This is a genomic window from Borrelia turicatae 91E135, assembly GCF_000012085.2.
GTDB lineage: Bacteria > Spirochaetota > Spirochaetia > Borreliales > Borreliaceae > Borrelia > Borrelia turicatae.
In genome coordinates this window covers 1-17,917 of sequence record NZ_CP019364.1, presented here as the reverse complement: position 1 = coordinate 17,917, position 17,917 = coordinate 1, and the positions used below count along the sequence as shown (strand labels likewise).

At 29.3% G+C, this 17,917-nt stretch carries 14 protein-coding genes and 1 pseudogene; 11 read left to right on the top strand and 4 right to left on the bottom strand.

The window, feature by feature from the left end; all coding sequences use genetic code 11:
* Positions 1-92: 92 nt before the first annotated feature.
* Together BT0_RS04640 and BT0_RS04635 are read right to left on the bottom strand one after the other, a co-directional pair.
* Positions 93-1,745 (bottom strand): PTS transporter subunit EIIC, encoded by a 1,653-nt coding sequence (locus BT0_RS04640; RefSeq protein ID WP_088895112.1) that lies wholly within the window; start codon positions 1,743-1,745, stop codon positions 93-95.
* Between the two features lie 138 nt (positions 1,746-1,883).
* Positions 1,884-3,131, bottom strand: a complete 1,248-nt coding sequence (locus BT0_RS04635) for an ankyrin repeat domain-containing protein (RefSeq protein WP_088895111.1) — start codon at positions 3,129-3,131, stop codon at positions 1,884-1,886.
* Positions 3,132-3,227: 96 nt separating this feature from the next.
* On the opposite strand from BT0_RS04635, the gene BT0_RS04630 reads away from it, so the two are divergent.
* Complete coding sequence (locus BT0_RS04630; RefSeq protein WP_088895110.1) at positions 3,228-3,791, top strand: hypothetical protein; 564 nt, start codon at positions 3,228-3,230, stop codon at positions 3,789-3,791.
* 5 nt (positions 3,792-3,796) lie between these two features.
* On the opposite strand, the gene BT0_RS04625 is transcribed toward BT0_RS04630, so the two are convergent.
* Positions 3,797-4,489: an ImmA/IrrE family metallo-endopeptidase gene (locus BT0_RS04625; RefSeq protein ID WP_088895109.1), complete on the bottom strand. Its 693-nt coding sequence runs from the start codon at positions 4,487-4,489 to the stop codon at positions 3,797-3,799.
* Positions 4,490-4,690: 201 nt separating this feature from the next.
* On the opposite strand from BT0_RS04625, the gene BT0_RS04620 reads away from it, so the two are divergent.
* From BT0_RS04620 to BT0_RS04605, 4 genes are all read left to right on the top strand, one after another.
* Positions 4,691-5,041, top strand: coding sequence for a hypothetical protein (locus tag BT0_RS04620; protein ID WP_236842861.1), 351 nt, complete (start codon positions 4,691-4,693; stop codon positions 5,039-5,041).
* Between the two features lie 88 nt (positions 5,042-5,129).
* A complete protein-coding gene (locus BT0_RS04615; RefSeq protein WP_236842860.1) occupies positions 5,130-5,528 on the top strand; it encodes a hypothetical protein in 399 nt (132 codons plus the stop codon).
* A 192-nt stretch (positions 5,529-5,720) separates the two neighbouring features.
* Positions 5,721-7,076, top strand: coding sequence for an NCS2 family permease (locus BT0_RS04610; protein ID WP_088895108.1), 1,356 nt, complete (start codon positions 5,721-5,723; stop codon positions 7,074-7,076).
* Positions 7,077-7,785: 709 nt separating this feature from the next.
* On the top strand, positions 7,786-8,610 hold the full coding sequence (locus BT0_RS04605; protein ID WP_161491415.1) for a complement regulator-acquiring protein: 825 nt from the start codon (positions 7,786-7,788) through the stop codon (positions 8,608-8,610).
* 288 nt (positions 8,611-8,898) lie between these two features.
* Here the strand turns inward: BT0_RS04605 and ade are convergent, their stop codons facing one another.
* Positions 8,899-10,545, bottom strand: a complete 1,647-nt coding sequence (gene ade / locus BT0_RS04600; protein WP_088895106.1) for an adenine deaminase — start codon at positions 10,543-10,545, stop codon at positions 8,899-8,901.
* A gap of 286 nt (positions 10,546-10,831) precedes the next feature.
* On the opposite strand from ade, the gene BT0_RS04595 reads away from it, so the two are divergent.
* The 6 genes and pseudogenes from BT0_RS04595 to BT0_RS04575 form a co-directional block, all read left to right on the top strand.
* Positions 10,832-11,635, top strand: coding sequence for a 5'-methylthioadenosine/adenosylhomocysteine nucleosidase (locus tag BT0_RS04595; RefSeq protein ID WP_088895105.1), 804 nt, complete (start codon positions 10,832-10,834; stop codon positions 11,633-11,635).
* A gap of 319 nt (positions 11,636-11,954) precedes the next feature.
* A complete protein-coding gene (gene guaA, locus BT0_RS04590) occupies positions 11,955-13,493 on the top strand; it encodes a glutamine-hydrolyzing GMP synthase (RefSeq protein ID WP_088895104.1) in 1,539 nt (512 codons plus the stop codon).
* 19 nt (positions 13,494-13,512) lie between these two features.
* Positions 13,513-14,970: an IMP dehydrogenase gene (guaB, locus tag BT0_RS04585; RefSeq protein WP_088895103.1), complete on the top strand. Its 1,458-nt coding sequence runs from the start codon at positions 13,513-13,515 to the stop codon at positions 14,968-14,970.
* Between the two features lie 800 nt (positions 14,971-15,770).
* Entirely contained in the window at positions 15,771-15,905 is a 135-nt protein-coding gene (locus BT0_RS06115) for a hypothetical protein (protein WP_257789427.1), read from the top strand.
* A gap of 205 nt (positions 15,906-16,110) precedes the next feature.
* Positions 16,111-17,190: a BTA121 domain-containing protein surface lipoprotein gene (locus BT0_RS04580; RefSeq protein WP_418214860.1), complete on the top strand. Its 1,080-nt coding sequence runs from the start codon at positions 16,111-16,113 to the stop codon at positions 17,188-17,190.
* Positions 17,169-17,727: pseudogene (locus tag BT0_RS04575) on the top strand (UTP--glucose-1-phosphate uridylyltransferase); the annotation flags it as partial. The gene BT0_RS04580 and the pseudogene BT0_RS04575, both read left to right, overlap by 22 nt.
* Positions 17,728-17,917: the final 190 nt, after the last annotated feature.

Genomic DNA, 17,917 nt, shown 5'->3' with positions numbered 1-17,917 from the left:
GATTAATATTAGCAATATTTGTCGATCTTGTAAATAAAATTAAGGACAAAATTATTGTCAAGGAATGAGTACCACTCATTCCTTTTAAGTTGTCATTGTTGAGATGTTTGTAGTTCTTTCATAATTTTTTCTATTTCTGTGTTGACATTATCTGATACAACACCAAATATAATTTGTAATCCTTTATCTTGTCTTATAATTCCTTTAGCACCAATTGATTTAAAATAAGCATTATCTTTAACAAGATTGATGTCATATACTTCAATTCTGAGTTTTGTAATGCAGGCACTGTTATATTTAATATTAGCAATTCCCCCAAGGCCTTTGATGGTTTTAGTTGTAACTTCTCTTAAATTATCAAGTATTTCTTTTGAACTTGCCCTTGTAGCAGTTACTCCGTCGTCTTCTCTGCCTGGAGTTTTAAAGTCAAATCTGACTATAGTCCATTTAAAGACGAAGAAGTATATAAAGAAATAAGGTATTCCGACGTAGAGTATGTTTATCCAACTTGTTCTTTCATTTCCTTGAAGTATTCCATAAAGGAGGTAATCAATAAATCCGTCTGCAAATGTTACTCCTACTCCAACGTTTAAAAGATGCATCAATACAAACCCCATGCCGTACATAAAGACGTTAAATCCAAAGAATAGAATAGGGGCTGCAAAAAGGAATGTAAATTCAATGGGTTCTGTTATTCCTGTTAAGAATGATGTGAATGCTACAGAACCTAAGAATGCTGCCATTTCTTTTTTGCGTTCAGGTTTTGCTACCCACCACATTGCAAGTGCTGCTCCAGGAAGTCCAAATGCGTGTCCTGGCCATTTTCCAACCCAAAACCTTGTTCCTTTTGTAACTTCAAAGTGTCCTGAGAAGTTTGGATCTGCAAGTTGTGCGAAAAATATTTTTTGTGCACCTGAGACTAATTCTCCATTAATTTCCATTGTTCCTCCTAAAGGTGTTTGCCAGAATGGCATATAAAATATGTGGTGAAGGCCTGTTGGAACTAGTGTTCTTTCAATGATGCCAAACAGAAATGAACCAAAGTAACCAGATTGTTCTACAATTTTACCTGTCATGGCAATTACGCTTTGTATGGGAGGCCAAATAAATACAAGCATTATACCAATAATTAACATTGTTCCGGTTGTAACTATTGGGACAAATCTTGTTCCCCCAAAGAATGCTAAAAATTGAGGTAGTTTAATGTCGTAGTACTTGTTGTGAAGATATGCAGCAATGAACCCTGAGATCATGCCCCCAAGTACTCCTATCTGAAGAGTGTGCATGCCAAGTACATTTGTATATTCAAATGATTTTGCAACAGCTTGTGCTTCATTGAGTCCTGTTGTCATTAAATAAGCAGAATTAACTGTTTCGGTAGTTATTCCTTGTATTGTAAGGGTACTGTTTATAGCTTTGTGCATAATTAAAAATCCAATTCCTCCAGCAAGTCCCGCGGAACCTTTTTCTACATTTGCAAGACCAATGGCAATGCCTAATGAGAATATTAGCGGTAAATTTTCAAATACCACACCACCAGTGTCTCTCATGACTGATAGAATGATGTTTAAAAGGGTTCCTTGTCCCAAAGTATTTTCAAGGCTATAAGCTTGAATCATTGTTTCATTGGTAAATGCACCACCAATTCCTAGCAAAAGTCCGGCTGCTGGTAGAAGGGCTATTGGTAACATGAAGGCTTTACCGATTTTTTGCAAAATAGCAAATTTGTTTGAAGTGGTAATCATAATAAATTCTCCTCGTGTTCACTTTCAATCTTTAAATATAGTATATATTAATTAATTTAATTAATATATACTATATTTAAAGTAATAATAATCAATAATTAATTATCTTGATTATATTTGAAAAGTTACAAATGTTATTTATTTTGTAATAGTGTTTAAATATTTATAGATTTCTCCGTTCTTGGAAGCATAATCGGATGGTAACTTTTTATTTAAGTCTCTTATATGTGGATTTGCTCCTTTTTTTATAAGAGATCTAATGAAGTTTATGTCGTATCCGCTAATTATAGCATTGTGAAGGGCGTTTTTGGCTTCCTGATCTGTTAGGTTGATGTTGCAATTTTTTGACATTGCATAATTTATTATATTCTTGGATTTTGATTTTACTGCGTGAATGAATACAGGATTTCCATCGGAGAATATTGTGTTTAATGAAAAAGTGTTTGGATTTTGTTCTAAAAAGACTTTAAATTCGTCTAAATTATCATTGCTTACTAATACTTTGAGCTTACGTTTTTCTTCGATGTATGTTTTGTATTCGTTTTTAAGTTTAATACTCTTCAGAAAATTATCTTTATTCTCTTTTAAATCTATATAGTAGGGAATGGTATCAATATTATTTTTATAATAATCAATAGTAACTTGAGTATTATTTGAATCAAGATAGTAGACATTTAGTAGTTCTTTGAAGTAATTGTTATCATCTTTAATGATCTCAAATTTAACCCCATGTTTTTGATATTCTTTAAATGGAATTAAATTGTAGTTTTGATCGTAAAATAATAAATCCGTTATTTGACCTTTTGAGTCTTTAAGTACGGGAATGATGTTTCCATCTTTATCAACACCTATGTCTGATATTTTATTATTTAAACTAGGCAGTTTGTATTTGTTATACATTGGCAGAGTTTCTTCCTCTAATTTTGCAATCTTGTCTTTGATTTCTGTGTTCATTGCTTTAATATAGGCATTATAATTTTTTACGATATCATCTGCTGGTTTGTTTATATTTTTTGAATATTTTTCAAAACTGGCATTAAATATGGTGTTTATTGGTGTTAGTTTTGACATTAATTCCATTTTTATTGGTTCTTGTAATTTTGAGAGATATTTTTGTAAAAATGTTGCATTGATTTTGTGTACTTCAAGGAAGTCTTCTTTGAATATTTGGAAATTTTCTAGTAATTGTTTTTCTGAGAAATGATGAGACAAGTTAGAAGCGGTTATAAAAAGGATAAATAGCGTTAAGTAATATAGAGAATTAAACTTTTTTATCTTACTCTTGATCTTTACTCTTAAATTTTTGTTAAAGATGGTAAAGGATGTAATTCCTATAATAATATATCCAAGATACATAAATATTTTGCTTAATGCATAGTAACTCATTTAAGTTCCTTTAGGTTGATTTTTTATATTATTATATCAAAACAGATCTATTTTATTTACTTTGTTTTTGCGAAAAAGTATAATCAGATTGATTGTATGCGTATATTTTTAAATTCTTGTGTATTTTTTATTTTTATATTTTTGTTAAGTTGTTCCACAATTTTACTGGATGAATCTGGAGAGGGATATAATTTAGATTTATTAGCTTTAAAAGCTTTGATGATATATCCTGAACTTAGAATTTCAAAATCTGATCTAAGTAAGTATACAAATTTTAATGATTCTAATTGTAGTTTTGATATTTGGAAAGGTGAACAAAAGGGTTCAGTTTATATTTCTGAGTCTAGTTATAATAATAATATTGCATATATTAAGAGTCTTTATTTGTATAATAAAAGATTATATAAAGTTATCTTAGCGTATAGTGTGGTTCAAGGTTTATCTTTTAAATCCGAGGTTTTGAGGTATTTAGATGATCATAATATTAAAGAAAAATTTCCTTTAAGAATAAATTTTCCTTATTATAAAATAGATGTGGATAATAGATCTTGGATTGTGCTTAAAAAAGATTTTTTAGATATGATTATTCAAGATAAGAATGCTTTAATTTTTGCTAAACGAAAGCTGGAAAACATACTTAAAAGCTTTTCCAAGCAATAAGTTATTTATTCTAGTTCTTCGAAGATTTTTTTTATGCTTTCTTTTCTTGTATTTTCTTTTTTTTCTAAATCTATAGCTATTGATTCTTTTAGCTTATCTACATTTTGCAGTAAAAGCTCTTTAGCCCTTGCTCTATCTATTTGCTTAACTTTTAGTTTTTTTTGTATCTTGTTTTCTTTCTCAAGTCTGTGAATCTCGTTCAGCATGCTTAACTTAAAGTGTATTATATTTTCAGATACTTGAAATTCTTTTGCCATTACTTTTTGCGGATATTTTATCGATTTATATTGAAATACTTTTAGTCTTAAAGTGGTAGTTGGGATTAATAAGTTTGCTGCAAATATGTTGGCTTCTATTGTCATTTGGTTATCTTGAGTATTAATCGTATCTGTTCTCTTTGATGGATTAAAAACTTGATATTTATGCATTAGATAATGGCCAAGTTGTTGTGCTATTGCAAATCTTTTGTTTTGTAGATTCATTGTTTCGTTTATATATATAGTTTTTTTGTTTGGTTTAATGTATCCGGCAAAATTTTTGTATTTGTCTTCAAATGAAATTTCAAATACTTTAAGTCCTTCTCCTATGGCAATCTTTATGATTGGTACTGGTATTAGTAATACAGCGTATTTTGAGATTATATAATCAGAATAAATATAAGGGGCTTTAATATATGAGCTAAAATTATTGGATTTCATTCAATATAAACATTCTCCTTCTAATATTGTATAATATAATTTAATTATGAGATATAGTTTTTTCTTATTTGTTTTGTTTTTTTTTCATGTAAAACTTTAAATGTACATGACTTTTTAGATGAAGAATTTGACAAAATTGAGAGAGCTAATTACTTCCTTTATTTTTATCCAAATAGTCAAATCTATATAAAGAGGGATAAATTGACTAATGATTTTTCTGTGTTTTTGAATGTTGTTTTGGATTCGAAGTTAAATTTTGATAGTGGTTATTTAAAATTAATTCAAGATGATAACTATATTGGTGATGTTAATATTTCTAAGGTGGTTGGCATTGGGAATTTCAGATTTTTGTATGTTGATATTGATAGAGATAATGCTGATCTTATCTTAAGGGCTCTTAAGCCTTACAAAAGCTTATCTTTTGTTTTAGATGATAATTCTTATCAAGTGTGGACTAGAGGGACTTTTGAATATGATGCTAAATTTATTGATGTTGACTTTGAGAGTACCCGAGATACTCTAAGATATGCTCTTGAAAATAATATTTTGTAGTAAATTATGTTCTTGTGTAAAAATTTATAGTATTTTGATGACAAAATTTTCTAATAGGTATATTGTTTTTTACTGTTTTATTTTCTTGATGTTTTCTTGTGCAACTATTGGGTTTGAGAACATTCATGGGTTAAGTAGCAATTCGAAATATATTAGATTGATTTTTGATAAGAATAAGGTTTCTTTAAGGCATTATTTTACTATTTCTGGCAAATTTAATTTAAGATATAAGGAACCACTGTTTTTGCAATGTGGTAATGATATAGTGGCTTCGTTTCTGCTTAGGCGTTATAAAAGAATTGGTGATAAATATATTCAGACTTTCTTTAGTGTTGGTAAGGATATTTCTTTAAAAGTGTATCTAGAGCTTATTAAGACTGGAAAATTTTTTATTGTAAACAGTTCTGGTAAAGTTCTTAAAACCATTGTTTTTTCACATTGGTCCGATAGTGAAGATATTTTACTTCAAAATAATAAGGTTAGCTGATATATATGATACGAGGATACAAGTTCTAAAGGAATGTAATTTCATTTAGTTAGTGTAGATTTTAAATCTGTGCATGTTTTTTTGATGTCATTTTCGTTTGTTTTTTATGATATTAGTGCTAATTATTGGTGATATTAGTATTAATTTTGGTTTTTTTATACAATGAAAATTGTCTGGAAGGAGGAATTATTTTTGAGTAAAGGTAGAGAGACATTAATGTCGCAGATTAAAAATAATAGTCTTGATTATAAGACAGAGATTATAGCTGGGCTTACAACATTTTTAAGCATGGCGTATATAATAGTTGTTAATCCTTATATACTCTCTAGTACAGGTATGCCTTTGGGAGCATTGGTAACAGCTACATGTTTAACAGCTGGTTTTGCTACTATTTTTATGGGGGTTTTTACTAATACTCCTTTGGCATTGGCTTCTGGAATGGGAATTAATGCATTTTTTGCATTTTCTGTTGTTAAAGGTATGAATATACCTTGGGAAGTAGCTTTGGGAGCAGTTTTTGTTGAAGGTATTATTTTTATTATTTTATCTTTATCTAGGGCACGTGAGAGCATTGTAAATGCTATGCCGGTGAATTTAAGATGTGCTATTACTGTTGGGATAGGATTATTTATTGCTTTTATTGGTTTTGTAAATAGTGAGATAATTGTTAGGAACGAAGCCACATTAATTGGTCTTGGGAATATTATAAATTTAAAGGTTTTCCTTACCTTGTTAGGTATTATTGCCATATTTATTTTTGAACTTAAAATGATTAGGGGCAGTATATTATTATCAATTTGTATAACTACTTTAATGGCATGGGGTTATGCGCTTTTTGATAGAGAAGCTGCTTTGAGTATAGGAATTAGATTGCCGGATGGTGTTTTAAGATATGAATCAATTTCGCCTATATTTAATAAATTAAACTTTTCTTATATTCTAGGTGAAAATTTTTGGAATTTTGTTTTTATAGTATTTATTTTGTTATTTAATGATCTATTTGACACTGTTGGAACCTTGGTAGGTGTTGCTTCAAAGGGAGATTTGACTGATAATACGGGTAAGATACGTAATGCTAGTAAAATATTACTAGTTGATGCTATTTCTACCACTTTTGGAGCAATTATGGGTGTCTCCCCTGTAACTACTTATGTCGAGAGTTCTACAGGTATAGCTGAGGGTGGAAGAACAGGATTTACATCAGTTGTGACAGGTATTTTATTTTTATTGGCAGTATTTTTTGCACCTTTGTTTATTGCTGTTCCTGCTAGTGCAACTTCAGCTGCTTTAATATATGTGGGATTTTTTATGTGTAAAGAAATAAAGAATATAGATTTTTCAAATATGAGAGAAGCTATTCCCAGTTTTTTGATATTGTTTTTGATTCCTTTGACTTATAGTATAGCCTCAGGGATAGGAATTGGGATAATTTTTTATGTGATTATAAATGTATTGCATAGTTTGTTTACTAAAGAAAGTATAAAAATTGCTCCTACTATACTTTTATTATTTTGTATTTTTATTTTAAAATTAGTATTTTCTCATTAAATTGTTTACTCTATTGTTATAACTCAATAGAGTAATCTATTTATTATTCAGATAGTTTTCTATTTGTATTGACTATCATTGAATATATATTAGCTACTTTATCGAGTTTTTTATTTGACTGTATTTATAAATTATTGTGTTCCTATTTGTCAAAGAACTTAGTTATATTTGAGATCAAATATTTCTTAGTGTTGTTATCTGTTATCTTTTATTTCTAGCTCATGATTTATGGAATTGAATTTAATAATTTTATAGATATATCAATGGTTTATAGTTTTATTGATTTTCTCTTGGGTTTACTGGTTTATAATCTCATCGATTTGATTATTATCATTGATAGATACATTTTTTCATATTAACGTTTTAACTTTAATTTCTTCTGGATAGGAGCATAAAAAATTACTAGAATAAAATTAAATTATTTTCAATAGACCGAATACTTGTTGCCTTTTTGATTTGTATATAAGTAAATATATTTTGTAATTTTTGATTTGCATATTATTAAGTTTATATCACTGTTTGAAGCCGATTGTAAGTTTTTGTTTTTAGTTTATATCCTTGAATTTGTTGGTTAGATCTTTTTTATTAGAACAATTTTTAAGGTTTTTATTCTGCATTTAAATCCAATTTAATAAATTATATAATTTAATAGTTGATATTAATTTGTATTTGGTATAATATCATCACTTTAATGACAAGGGGAATTTTTATGAAGGAATATTTGTTTGTCTTGTCAATTTTAGGGTTTGTACTTATAGCTTGTGATGTTAAGGAACATTGTAAAGGTAAGTCTGACATAGATAATGGATGTGGGAAGTATGTTTCAAAGAGCATTGGGGTTAAAAAAACTAAAAGTAGTAATCTTGTTAAAAATACTGTTAAGGTAAAAGTGAAGAAAAAAGCTTCTTCAGATGAAACAATCTTTAATTTGCGATTAGAAATAATTGATTTGATTTCTAAAGAAGTTGACAAGATAAAATATTCTGAATTAAAAATCATGAGTGAACCTCATGATTTTTATGGTTTACCTTTTAGTTATACTATCTGTAGAGAAAAGGAATTTGTTTTAGTGTGTTCTAATCCAGAATGCACCAGAATGTATAGAAGAAGATTTTATGCATCACTTGATTATGATGAGCATAAGTTTGAAGAATTAAGGGCATGTTTTGCTAAAATCAACCTTAGTGGGGTTGTTGATCTCTTAAACTGCATTTTTAGTGTGGTATCTTGTAAATATCAATTAAAGCTTGAATATTTAATTGAAAATATGAATCTTAAAAGAGATATATTGCTGACTATGTCTATTAGAGATTTAGATTATATTAAATCAAATCTTGAATGGATTTTGTCTCTGAAAAAGACGTGGAATGCTGGAGTAGATGAAATTATTGATTTTCTTAATAGGCCTTTTAAAGGAACAGAGTTTATTTTAGAGGAGTTTAATTATTTTATGAATCAACGATTTAAGTCTTTAGTAGGACAAATAGAAAAACTTGGAATGTTGGTTGCTGCGATTTTGGAGTTGGTGTCTTAATGTCTGTTGAGACTGAGAATAATAGATTTTTGTTAAATTTATAAAATTATTTTGTAAAGATTGATGTAGAAATTGCATGTCTCACTTATTTTTTTGTTGTTGCTTTTGATGCTTCATTATTTACTAATGTTTGCAGTGATTCTGCAAACATTGCTTATGCGATAATTTAACCATAAATTGGTGATTTAATTGTCAATTTAGGTAACTTAATATTATAGAAGTAGAGATTATTAGCTCTCATAACAGTCTTTTCCTTGTTTTAGAGTATTGTTTTTTTGTTTGGTTCGTCTAGAAATTTAAAAATGAAAAAGAGTCAACATCAAACAGTCCTTTGTCATTTATTTTTAAGTGAGGAATTACCGTTAATGACATGAAAGATAATGTCATTAAGGGGGAATCTAAATTAGAACCTAAAACATTCCTACAAAAATTATTTAGTTGAATATATTTTAAAGCAACTTCCTTGGGTGGGCTCATGCTCATCAAACCCGCAATTGGAAGTTTTAATATTAAGGTATCTTGGTTATTTAAAGCACATAAACCCCCTTTATTCTCAATAATAAGATTTGCTGCTTTGCATAAATATTCATCACTAGTACCAAGAACTATGATATTGTGAGAGTCGTGAGCAACTGTGCTTCCAATGGCTCCATTTTTGAGTCCAAAATTTTTTGTAAAACCTATCGATATTTTGTTGTGATTATTGTATCGATTTATTACTGCTATTTTTAAAATGTCTTTGCTGATGTTTGATTCAAAGTTTGGTGCTAATAGGTTACTGTCAGTCATGGTTTTATTAGTGATAATTTGATTATTAATGCAATTAATTGTTGGTATAGTTTTACTTTGTGTAAAAAATTTAAAGTCGTCAATTGACTTTTTGCTGCAATTGAAATTATTGATAGGATTTTCATTTAGTAGTGGGATATATGATTTACCATCACTAAATACCAATTTACCATTTATGTAAGTTTTGTCTACTTTAAATGTTTTTAGATCTTTAGTAATAATAAAATCAGCAGGATCCCCGACTTGTAGTAATCCGACTGGGATTTTATAGTGTATAACAGGGTTAATACAAGCTATTTTTAAAACATCGAAAAAATCATGACCATATTCTATGGCACGTGAAACCATTAAGTTTATATGCCCGTTAAGCAAGATATCAGGATGTGCGTCATCACAACAAAACATTAAATGATCTCGGTATTTTCCTGAACATTCGCTAATTAGAGGGTGTAAAGCTTCAAAATTTTTAGCCGCGCTGCCTTCTCTAATTAAGATTTTCATGCCTAAAGACAATTTATATCGTGCATCTTCTATTGTTGAACATTCATGATCGGTACTAATTCCTGCGGATGCGTACTTTAAAACTGATTCAGGTGATAAACCGGGTGCATGTCCGTCGACAACTTTGTTACGCTTCAAAGCAGAATGAATTTTGTTCATTACTTTAGGGTCTCTATTAAGTACACCGGGAAAATTCATCATTTCAGATAGATAATAGATATTATCTAGTGCCAGTAGCTTATCTACATCTTTATCATCCAAGACGTGACCAGAAGTTTCAATTTCTAAGGGCAAAGCTGGGACACAAGAGGGTGCACCAAAAAAAATTTTAAAATCAATTTTATTGGAGTTGTTTATCATGAAATTAATACCATCAATACCATTGACATTTGCTATTTCATGAGGATCGCTTATTGTAGATACGGTACCATGTTGAACTACTAAATGAGCAAAATGTGATGGAATAAGCAAGGAACTTTCTATATGTATGTGAGAATCAATAAATCCTGGTAATACATAGTCTTTTAAAGATTCATTAGTTCTTTCTATGTTGGAAATGGTACCATTTTTTATTGTTATATGAGAAGGGTAAATCTCTTTATTCACAATATCGATATAATTTGCTTTAATTAGTAATGAATTCATTATTTGTCCTTTAAGATAGTTCTTTTTTTATAATATGTTACTGCAATATTTGCTATATCAATATATGTAAATTCAAAAAATTTTAATACCGATGTATTTAGTTTATATCTTTCTAGAATATAAGGTTTGTAGTTCCTTTGTTGATTTTTATTGTATTTAATGTAATTCTTATGTTAAAGTCAATATTTTTTAAAAAAGGTGAAATTTTGATTGAAAAATTAGGAAATAGTGTTAAGTATTACAGTTATTAGCAATTTTTGTGAAGCAATGGAGGATTTTTGCATTTATGTGTAATCATAAATATTTGGTGTTTAAGTTATTAATTTTTTTATTAGTTTGTTTTAATGGATATGCTATTTCTAATAAAAATAGCAATATTTTAGTAGTGTTTGCTATGGATTCTGAAGCCGCTGAGCTGAATAAGCTTATGTCTCGTAAAGAAGAGATAGTGTTGAAGGATTATGGGCTTAATAAAAAAATTGTTAAAGGCAAGATATCTAATCGCAATGTTATTTCTGCTGTTGTGGGTATTGGAAAGGTAAATACAAGTTTATGGACTAGTTATCTTTTGTCAAAATATAATATAAGTCATGTAATTAATTGTGGGGTTGCTGGTGGGGTTGTTAACCCTAAGGTAAGTAAGCTTAAGGTGGGAGACATAGTAGTATCTTCAGAGGTGGCTTATCATGATTTTGATTTGGTTAAATTTGGACATAAAGTTGGACAGGTTCCAGAATTACCTCAGAAATTTAGTAGTGATAGAAATTTGCTAGAAAAGGCTTTAAAAGCTATTAAAACAAAGCTTAAAGGTGTTAATGGATATTCAGGATTAATACTAACAGGAGATCAATTTATTGATCCAGTTTATTTGACAAAGATTGTGGCAAACTTTGAGGATGTTATAGCTGTAGAGATGGAGGGTGCGGCATTGGGACATGTTGCTCATGTCTTTAATGTTCCTTTTATAGTTGTTAGATCTATATCTGATATTGTAAACAATGAGGGCAATGAAGTTGAATACAGCGAATTTCTTAAGTTGGCAACAGTGAATGCAGCTAAAATGGTACAGGAGATCTTGAAATTACTCTAATTATTAGGTCATTTTATGGTTATTAATAGTGGTAGTTTGGATTTCTAAGTTAGTTAACATAGAGTTGTTTATAACAGGATGTTATTATAAAATATCTTATACAAATTAATAGTTAATGAGCTTATTAACTTATATATTTGGGTAATAGATTGATAAGGCAAGTGAGTTCTTGCCTATCCTTGTTTAAGGATTATAGGTATGAATTTTGTCTTATCTTGTCTTGTTAACACATTGCATAATCAGTTGGTTTGATTGTTAAAGTTGATAAGATTATCTTTTTTAAGTTTATTAGTAAACCTAATTTTTTAAGGAATTTATAGTGAATAATAATGCGGTGATTGTATTAGATTTTGGCTCTCAGTATAGTCAACTGATTGCAAGAAAAATTAGAGAGATGGGTGTTTATACAATGGTCATTGCATATTCTATTTCTGCAGAAGAGATTAAGGATATGTATCCTGTGGGGATAATTTTAAGCGGAGGACCTGCTTCTGTTTATCTCGACGAAGCTCCTACTGTGGACATTGATATTTTTAACTTAGGTGTACCGATTTTGGGAATATGTTATGGAATGCAGCTAATCATTAAATTGTTTGGGGGCGTAATTTCTAAATGTGATAAGCAAGAATTTGGTAATACTGAACTATTTATCGAAGATGATCAATCTAATTTATTTTTTGGTCTTTCTAATAAGTTAAAAGTAATGATGAGTCATGGAGACAATATTGAAAAAGTTCCAAGCAATTTCAAACAAATAGCTTATACTGAAACTTGTATTGCTTCTGTATTTAATGAAGAGCAAAAAATTTATGGATTACAATTTCACCCAGAGGTAACTTGTTCAGAGGTTGGTAATCAAATACTTAAAAATTTTGTTTTTAAAATTTGCCAAGCTCATGTGAACTGGAATTTAAGTAATAGCATAGATGATTTTGTGGAAAAAATAAGACTTCAAGTAGGTGATAAGAAAGTAATTTTGGGACTTTCTGGTGGAACAGATTCTTTAGTATGTGCATTACTTATTAATAATGCAATAAAAAGTAATTTAATCTGTGTTTTTATCGATACTGGCTTGTTACGCAAAAATGAAGTTAGGGAGATATTAGAACTTGGTAGACAGTACAATTTAAACATAAAATATGTTGATTCTTCTTCAATATTTTTGAAGAATTTAGAAAATATAGATGAACCTGAAGAGAAAAGAAAAATTATAGGAAGAACATTTGTAGAGATTTTTGAAAAGGTGGCCTTAGAAGACAAAGATGTAGAGTTTTTGGCACAAGGAACGATTTATTCAGATGTAATTGAGTCTGAATCGAGAAATAATGTTTTTTCATCACATATCAAATCACATCATAATGTAGGGGGACTTCCAGAAAAAATTAGATTAAAACTTTTAGAACCGTTAAGGGAGCTTTTTAAAGATGAAGTAATCCAATTAGGAATTCAATTAGGGATTGAAGAGAATTCTCTTTATAGACATCCCTTTCCAGGTCCGGGATTGGCAATAAGAATAATTGGCAAGATCTCTCAAGAAAAAATTAATATTCTTCAGGGAGCTGATAGTATTTTAATAGAAGAGCTTTTGGCAAATAATTTATATTATAAGATAAGGCAAGCATTTGTAGTTTTATTGCCTGTAAAATCTGTTGGAGTGATGGGGGATAACAGAACATATGAATATACAGCTGTTATTCGATGTGTTAATACTTTAGACTTTATGACTGCTAATTGGGTTGAATTACCTTATGATTTTTTAAGAAAAGTTTCTTCAAGAATAATTAATGAGGTCAGAGGTATAAATAGAGTTTGTTATGACATTTCTTCTAAGCCCCCAGCAACAATAGAATGGGAATAATAAAAATAAGGAGAACTGATTGATAGAAAAAATAGTAAAAGAAGCTTTGACTTTTGATGATGTTTCTTTAATTCCTAGAAAATCATCTGTATTACCCAGTGATGTTGATTTAAAGACAAAGTTAACAAAGAATATATCTTTAAATATACCTTTTTTAAGCTCAGCCATGGATACAGTTACAGAAAGCCGAATGGCAATAGCTATGGCTAAAGAGGGTGGAATAGGAATTATACATAAAAATCTCACCATTGAAGATCAAAGGAAAGAAGTAGAAATAGTAAAGGTTTATCACCGGACCGGAATTATAAAAAATCCTATCACTATTGATGAGAATGCAAATGTACAGGAAGCTAAGATATTGATTGCAAAACATAAGATCTCTGCATTGCCTGTGACAGATAAAACAGGTAAAATATTAGGTCTAGTGACTAATAGAGACATTAAATATATTACGGATGATAATGTTCCTGTAATAAATGCAATGACAAAAAAATTAATTACAGCAAGAGAAGATATAACTTTAACAGAAGCTAAAGAAATATTATTTAGGCATAAGATAGAAAAGTTACTTATTGTTGATAAGTCAAACAATTTAAGAGGATTAATAACCTGTAAAGACATAGATCATGTGGAGCATCAAGAGTATTTTCCTAATGCATGCAAAGATATGAAAAATAGGCTAAGAGTAGGAGCAGCTGTTTCTATTGATGTTGATACTTTAGAGCGTGTTGAAGAATTAGTCAAAGCGGATGTTGATATAATTGCTATTGATTCTGCACATGGACATTCTACTAGAGTAATTGAACTTGTAAGGAAAATTAAAAATAAATATCCAAATTTGGATGTTATTGCAGGTAATATAGTAACTAAGGAAGCAGCCCTTGATTTAATTGATGCAGGAGCAGACTGTTTGAAGGTTGGAATAGGTCCAGGAAGCATATGTACAACAAGAATAGTTGCAGGAGTTGGAGTACCGCAGTTAACCGCAATTCATGATGTTTTTGAAGCCTGTAAACATACAAATACTTGTATTATAGCGGATGGTGGAATTAGATTTTCAGGAGATATAGTTAAAGCAATTGCAGCTGGAGCTGATAGTGTGATGATAGGCAATCTTTTTGCTGGTGCTCATGAATCTCCTTCAGAGGAAGTAATTTATAATGGAAAAAAATTTAAAGTTTATGTCGGTATGGGCTCTCTTTCTGCTATGGCTAGAGGTTCCAAATCAAGATATTTCCAATTTGAAAATAAAGAATCCCCTGGTAAATTGATCCCTGAAGGCATTGAAGGAATGGTTCCTTATGTTGGAAAATTAAAAGACATTATATTTCAATTAAAGGGAGGTCTAATGTCTGGAATGGGTTACTTGGGAGTGGGAACAATATTAGAATTAAAGACAAACGCTAAATTTGTAAAAATAAGCTCTGCTTCTTTAAGAGAATCTCATACACATGATGTTTTGGAAAATAACAAATAATATAATTTTATTATGTTTAAAAATGCTAAGGTTTTATAATGTTTCTAGTATTAAGGGGAAGAGGAGAGTTTTTATCAAGTTCATCTTTCTTTTGATAGTTTGTTCTTGTAGTTGCAACTTTTGTAATAATTTTTTGTTATATGGGATTAGAGTTTTCATTGATATTGACTGGGATAATAAATTATTGTTTTTAGTAAATATGTAATATCATATTGACAGTATTTAAGCGAGCTACAACACTTAGTGTTAATATAAATTGTTTTTCTCCTTAAATAAGAAATACAAGACTTTTTAAGTGTTAGATATGCTGTTTGGTTTGCATTTTTATCTTTAGCAGTATTGATGAACTTATATGATTTGTTAAATAAATATTTAATATGTTTGATTTCTTTTAAGAAATATAGTCTTTGTATAATTATGTGATAAGATGTTTTGCTATTGCCTTTAATTTAGATGGATATGCGTAAAGTGTACTTATTAATTTTGGGTATACATGTTAATCAATGATCAAAATTATAAGCAATAACGTTAATTGATTGAATGACCGTTGTGTATGTATGAATATTTACATTTACTTTAATTTGGGATAAGTCTTACTAGTATAGGTTGCAGTCATATTTCTTTTTAAGTATCATTTCTAACTTGAGGTATTTTTTTTTCTTTTTGTGCTCTTAAAAATTTAGGGCATTCATTGGTTGGAGATAATCTATTACAAATATGAAAGAGAACTAAAAATATGATAATAACGAATAGCAGTGTTTATTATAAATTTATGGCTTGAGAGGGGTTTATAGTAAGTGATGATGAAAATGATTACGGGGACAATGTCAAATTCATCATTAGGATTTATACGCAGTACCCATGTAATGAAGATAGCATTGATAGAAGAATTGATATTTAATTTAAGTTTTAGTGTGTGTAGGTGTGAGGTATAGAGTTGTTATTATGGATAAAATAATTGAATGGAGAATAGTAAAATAAATATGAAGTGATAATAGTCTGTTATAGCATAATGATTGTTTTACAATATATATTGTTATATAATTATATGTTAATATGATAATATGTTTATATGATGATATTTTAATTTATAAATGATTTATTTATAAATTAGCTTTCATTAAAAAAAGGAGATGTTTAATGCTAAGGTTGAGAATTTATAATTCGTTATTATTACTAGTAGTAAGCTGTATAATAAGTTGTGATTTAAAAAAACAAAGAGAAATCGCGATGAGAGATAGTGTGTTTAAAGATAGTAATATTATAGGTACTTTTGAAGGAATAGATACGGAGTACAGTATAGGCACTAAGCTTGATAATCTTTTAGACACATTTGGTTTTTTTGATGATGAGAGGGAAGTAATTGAGTATATACGAGGTGTAGTAACCGATCCTAGTATTGGGAGGCTTGAAGATTACAAAACGTATAGTATGGATGAGTTTTATAACTTGCTTGTTGTTTTAGGTGTTGATAGAGTTAAAGAAATTATGGAGCGTAATTTATTTATTTTTGGCTCATTAAAAGAGACCGAAGCAGTTATGAAAGATTTTAAGAAAGACGAATCAAAGCAAGGAGATAGGTCTAATTTTTTAAGAAAAATATATTTATTGAATTTAAAAGAAGCATTCAGTGGGTCTAATCCTGATGAGGTTTATTATAAAGCTATAAATAATCATAGATTTTCTAATAATTTTGCTTGGAGAACACGTGAAGATAAATCAGAAGTTATTAAAAAACAGGTTGAATCCCTTGTAAAGGTTGAAAAACTGTATTCTGAGCTGTCTGATGAAGAGTATGAAATAATTGAGTATGTACGAGGTGTAGTAGCTAAACCTCTTTTTGGTGGTGGGCCTCTTCTTGATGTGTTTACTGGCTTAGATTTTCTCTTTCGTCTGGGTGATTGGGGTGTTGATAAAGTTAAAAAACTTCTAGGACATGTTTTATTGACTTTGAATTCACTAAAAGAGACCGAAAGCTTGATAGAGGGTATGAAGGATGAGGAGTTAAGGCAAGAATTACAAGATGAGTTTGGTTATGCTAAGCGTGAATATTTATATGAATTGTATTATACATTTACGCATTCTGTATATGATCGTTTTAACAGTTTGCATGGTGAGGATAGCAATCAGTTGCGTTTTACTGCTTTTAAAGATAAAGTTAAACTCATTGTAGGAACTGAGAATATAGAAAACGATATAATTTACAGACTCTTGCCATAATGGCTATAACTAATAGTTCTTCTGGCTTTGAATTTAGTGTTAAAACCCCACTAGATACAAAGGGTGGGGTTTTAGTCTTGGATGATGATAATCATTTAACATGTGTTGATATTGGTAGTGTTATTTCTAAAGAAGCTGTACTTAAAGCTGAATGTAGAGGTTCTAGGATTTTATTTAATTGTGCCACAGGTCTTTTTAATTTAGAATATTTGATAGAAAATATGGATAGAATAATATCAGATATGCCTATAAGAATTATTGAACAGGATAAAGAGTTTGGTAGATATACTGCAATTGAGCAAATAACTTGGGAAGTTATGAGAATAGTAGATAATCCATTAATTTTTGAGGTCAATAGAGAAGATAGGTTTCTGCCCGCGAAATTATTTGTTGATACGCTTATTATGAGTAATTACATGAATGATAAATTTTCCGGCAATTATTCTGATATTGCTAGATATTTAAATTAAGCTCTTAATAATGCATTGAAAAATAAATATGATTTGGTATATAGGCAAGGGAAAGTGGGATGTTTAAAATTGGGGTGGTGTGGCCTTTTATTGGCTAGTATAATTCTACTATGCTCCATTCCCTGAATAGAATATGATTATTGTCGAAAAGATAAATTCGTTCCTGTGGATTTGGATAATTCTTAAGGAAAGTTAATGGTAGAACCTTATGAAGGAACGCTGTTTTTTTATGGCTTTAGGAAGTGGCTATATCTCAG

What these genes read in the sequence shown, in the direction of transcription:
- BT0_RS04595 (WP_088895105.1), top strand. Translation starts at nt 10,832, where the DNA reads ATGTGTAATCATAAATATTTGGTGTTTAAGTTATTAATTTTTTTATTA.
- BT0_RS06115 (WP_257789427.1), top strand. Translation starts at nt 15,771, where the DNA reads ATGATGAAAATGATTACGGGGACAATGTCAAATTCATCATTAGGATTT.
- BT0_RS04580 (WP_418214860.1), top strand. Translation starts at nt 16,111, where the DNA reads ATGCTAAGGTTGAGAATTTATAATTCGTTATTATTACTAGTAGTAAGC.
- ade (WP_088895106.1), bottom strand. Translation starts at nt 10,545, where the DNA reads ATGAATTCATTACTAATTAAAGCAAATTATATCGATATTGTGAATAAA.
- BT0_RS04635 (WP_088895111.1), bottom strand. Translation starts at nt 3,131, where the DNA reads ATGAGTTACTATGCATTAAGCAAAATATTTATGTATCTTGGATATATT.
- BT0_RS04640 (WP_088895112.1), bottom strand. Translation starts at nt 1,745, where the DNA reads ATGATTACCACTTCAAACAAATTTGCTATTTTGCAAAAAATCGGTAAA.
- BT0_RS04615 (WP_236842860.1), top strand. Translation starts at nt 5,130, where the DNA reads ATGTTTTCTTGTGCAACTATTGGGTTTGAGAACATTCATGGGTTAAGT.
- BT0_RS04630 (WP_088895110.1), top strand. Translation starts at nt 3,228, where the DNA reads ATGCGTATATTTTTAAATTCTTGTGTATTTTTTATTTTTATATTTTTG.
- BT0_RS04625 (WP_088895109.1), bottom strand. Translation starts at nt 4,489, where the DNA reads ATGAAATCCAATAATTTTAGCTCATATATTAAAGCCCCTTATATTTAT.
- BT0_RS04605 (WP_161491415.1), top strand. Translation starts at nt 7,786, where the DNA reads ATGAAGGAATATTTGTTTGTCTTGTCAATTTTAGGGTTTGTACTTATA.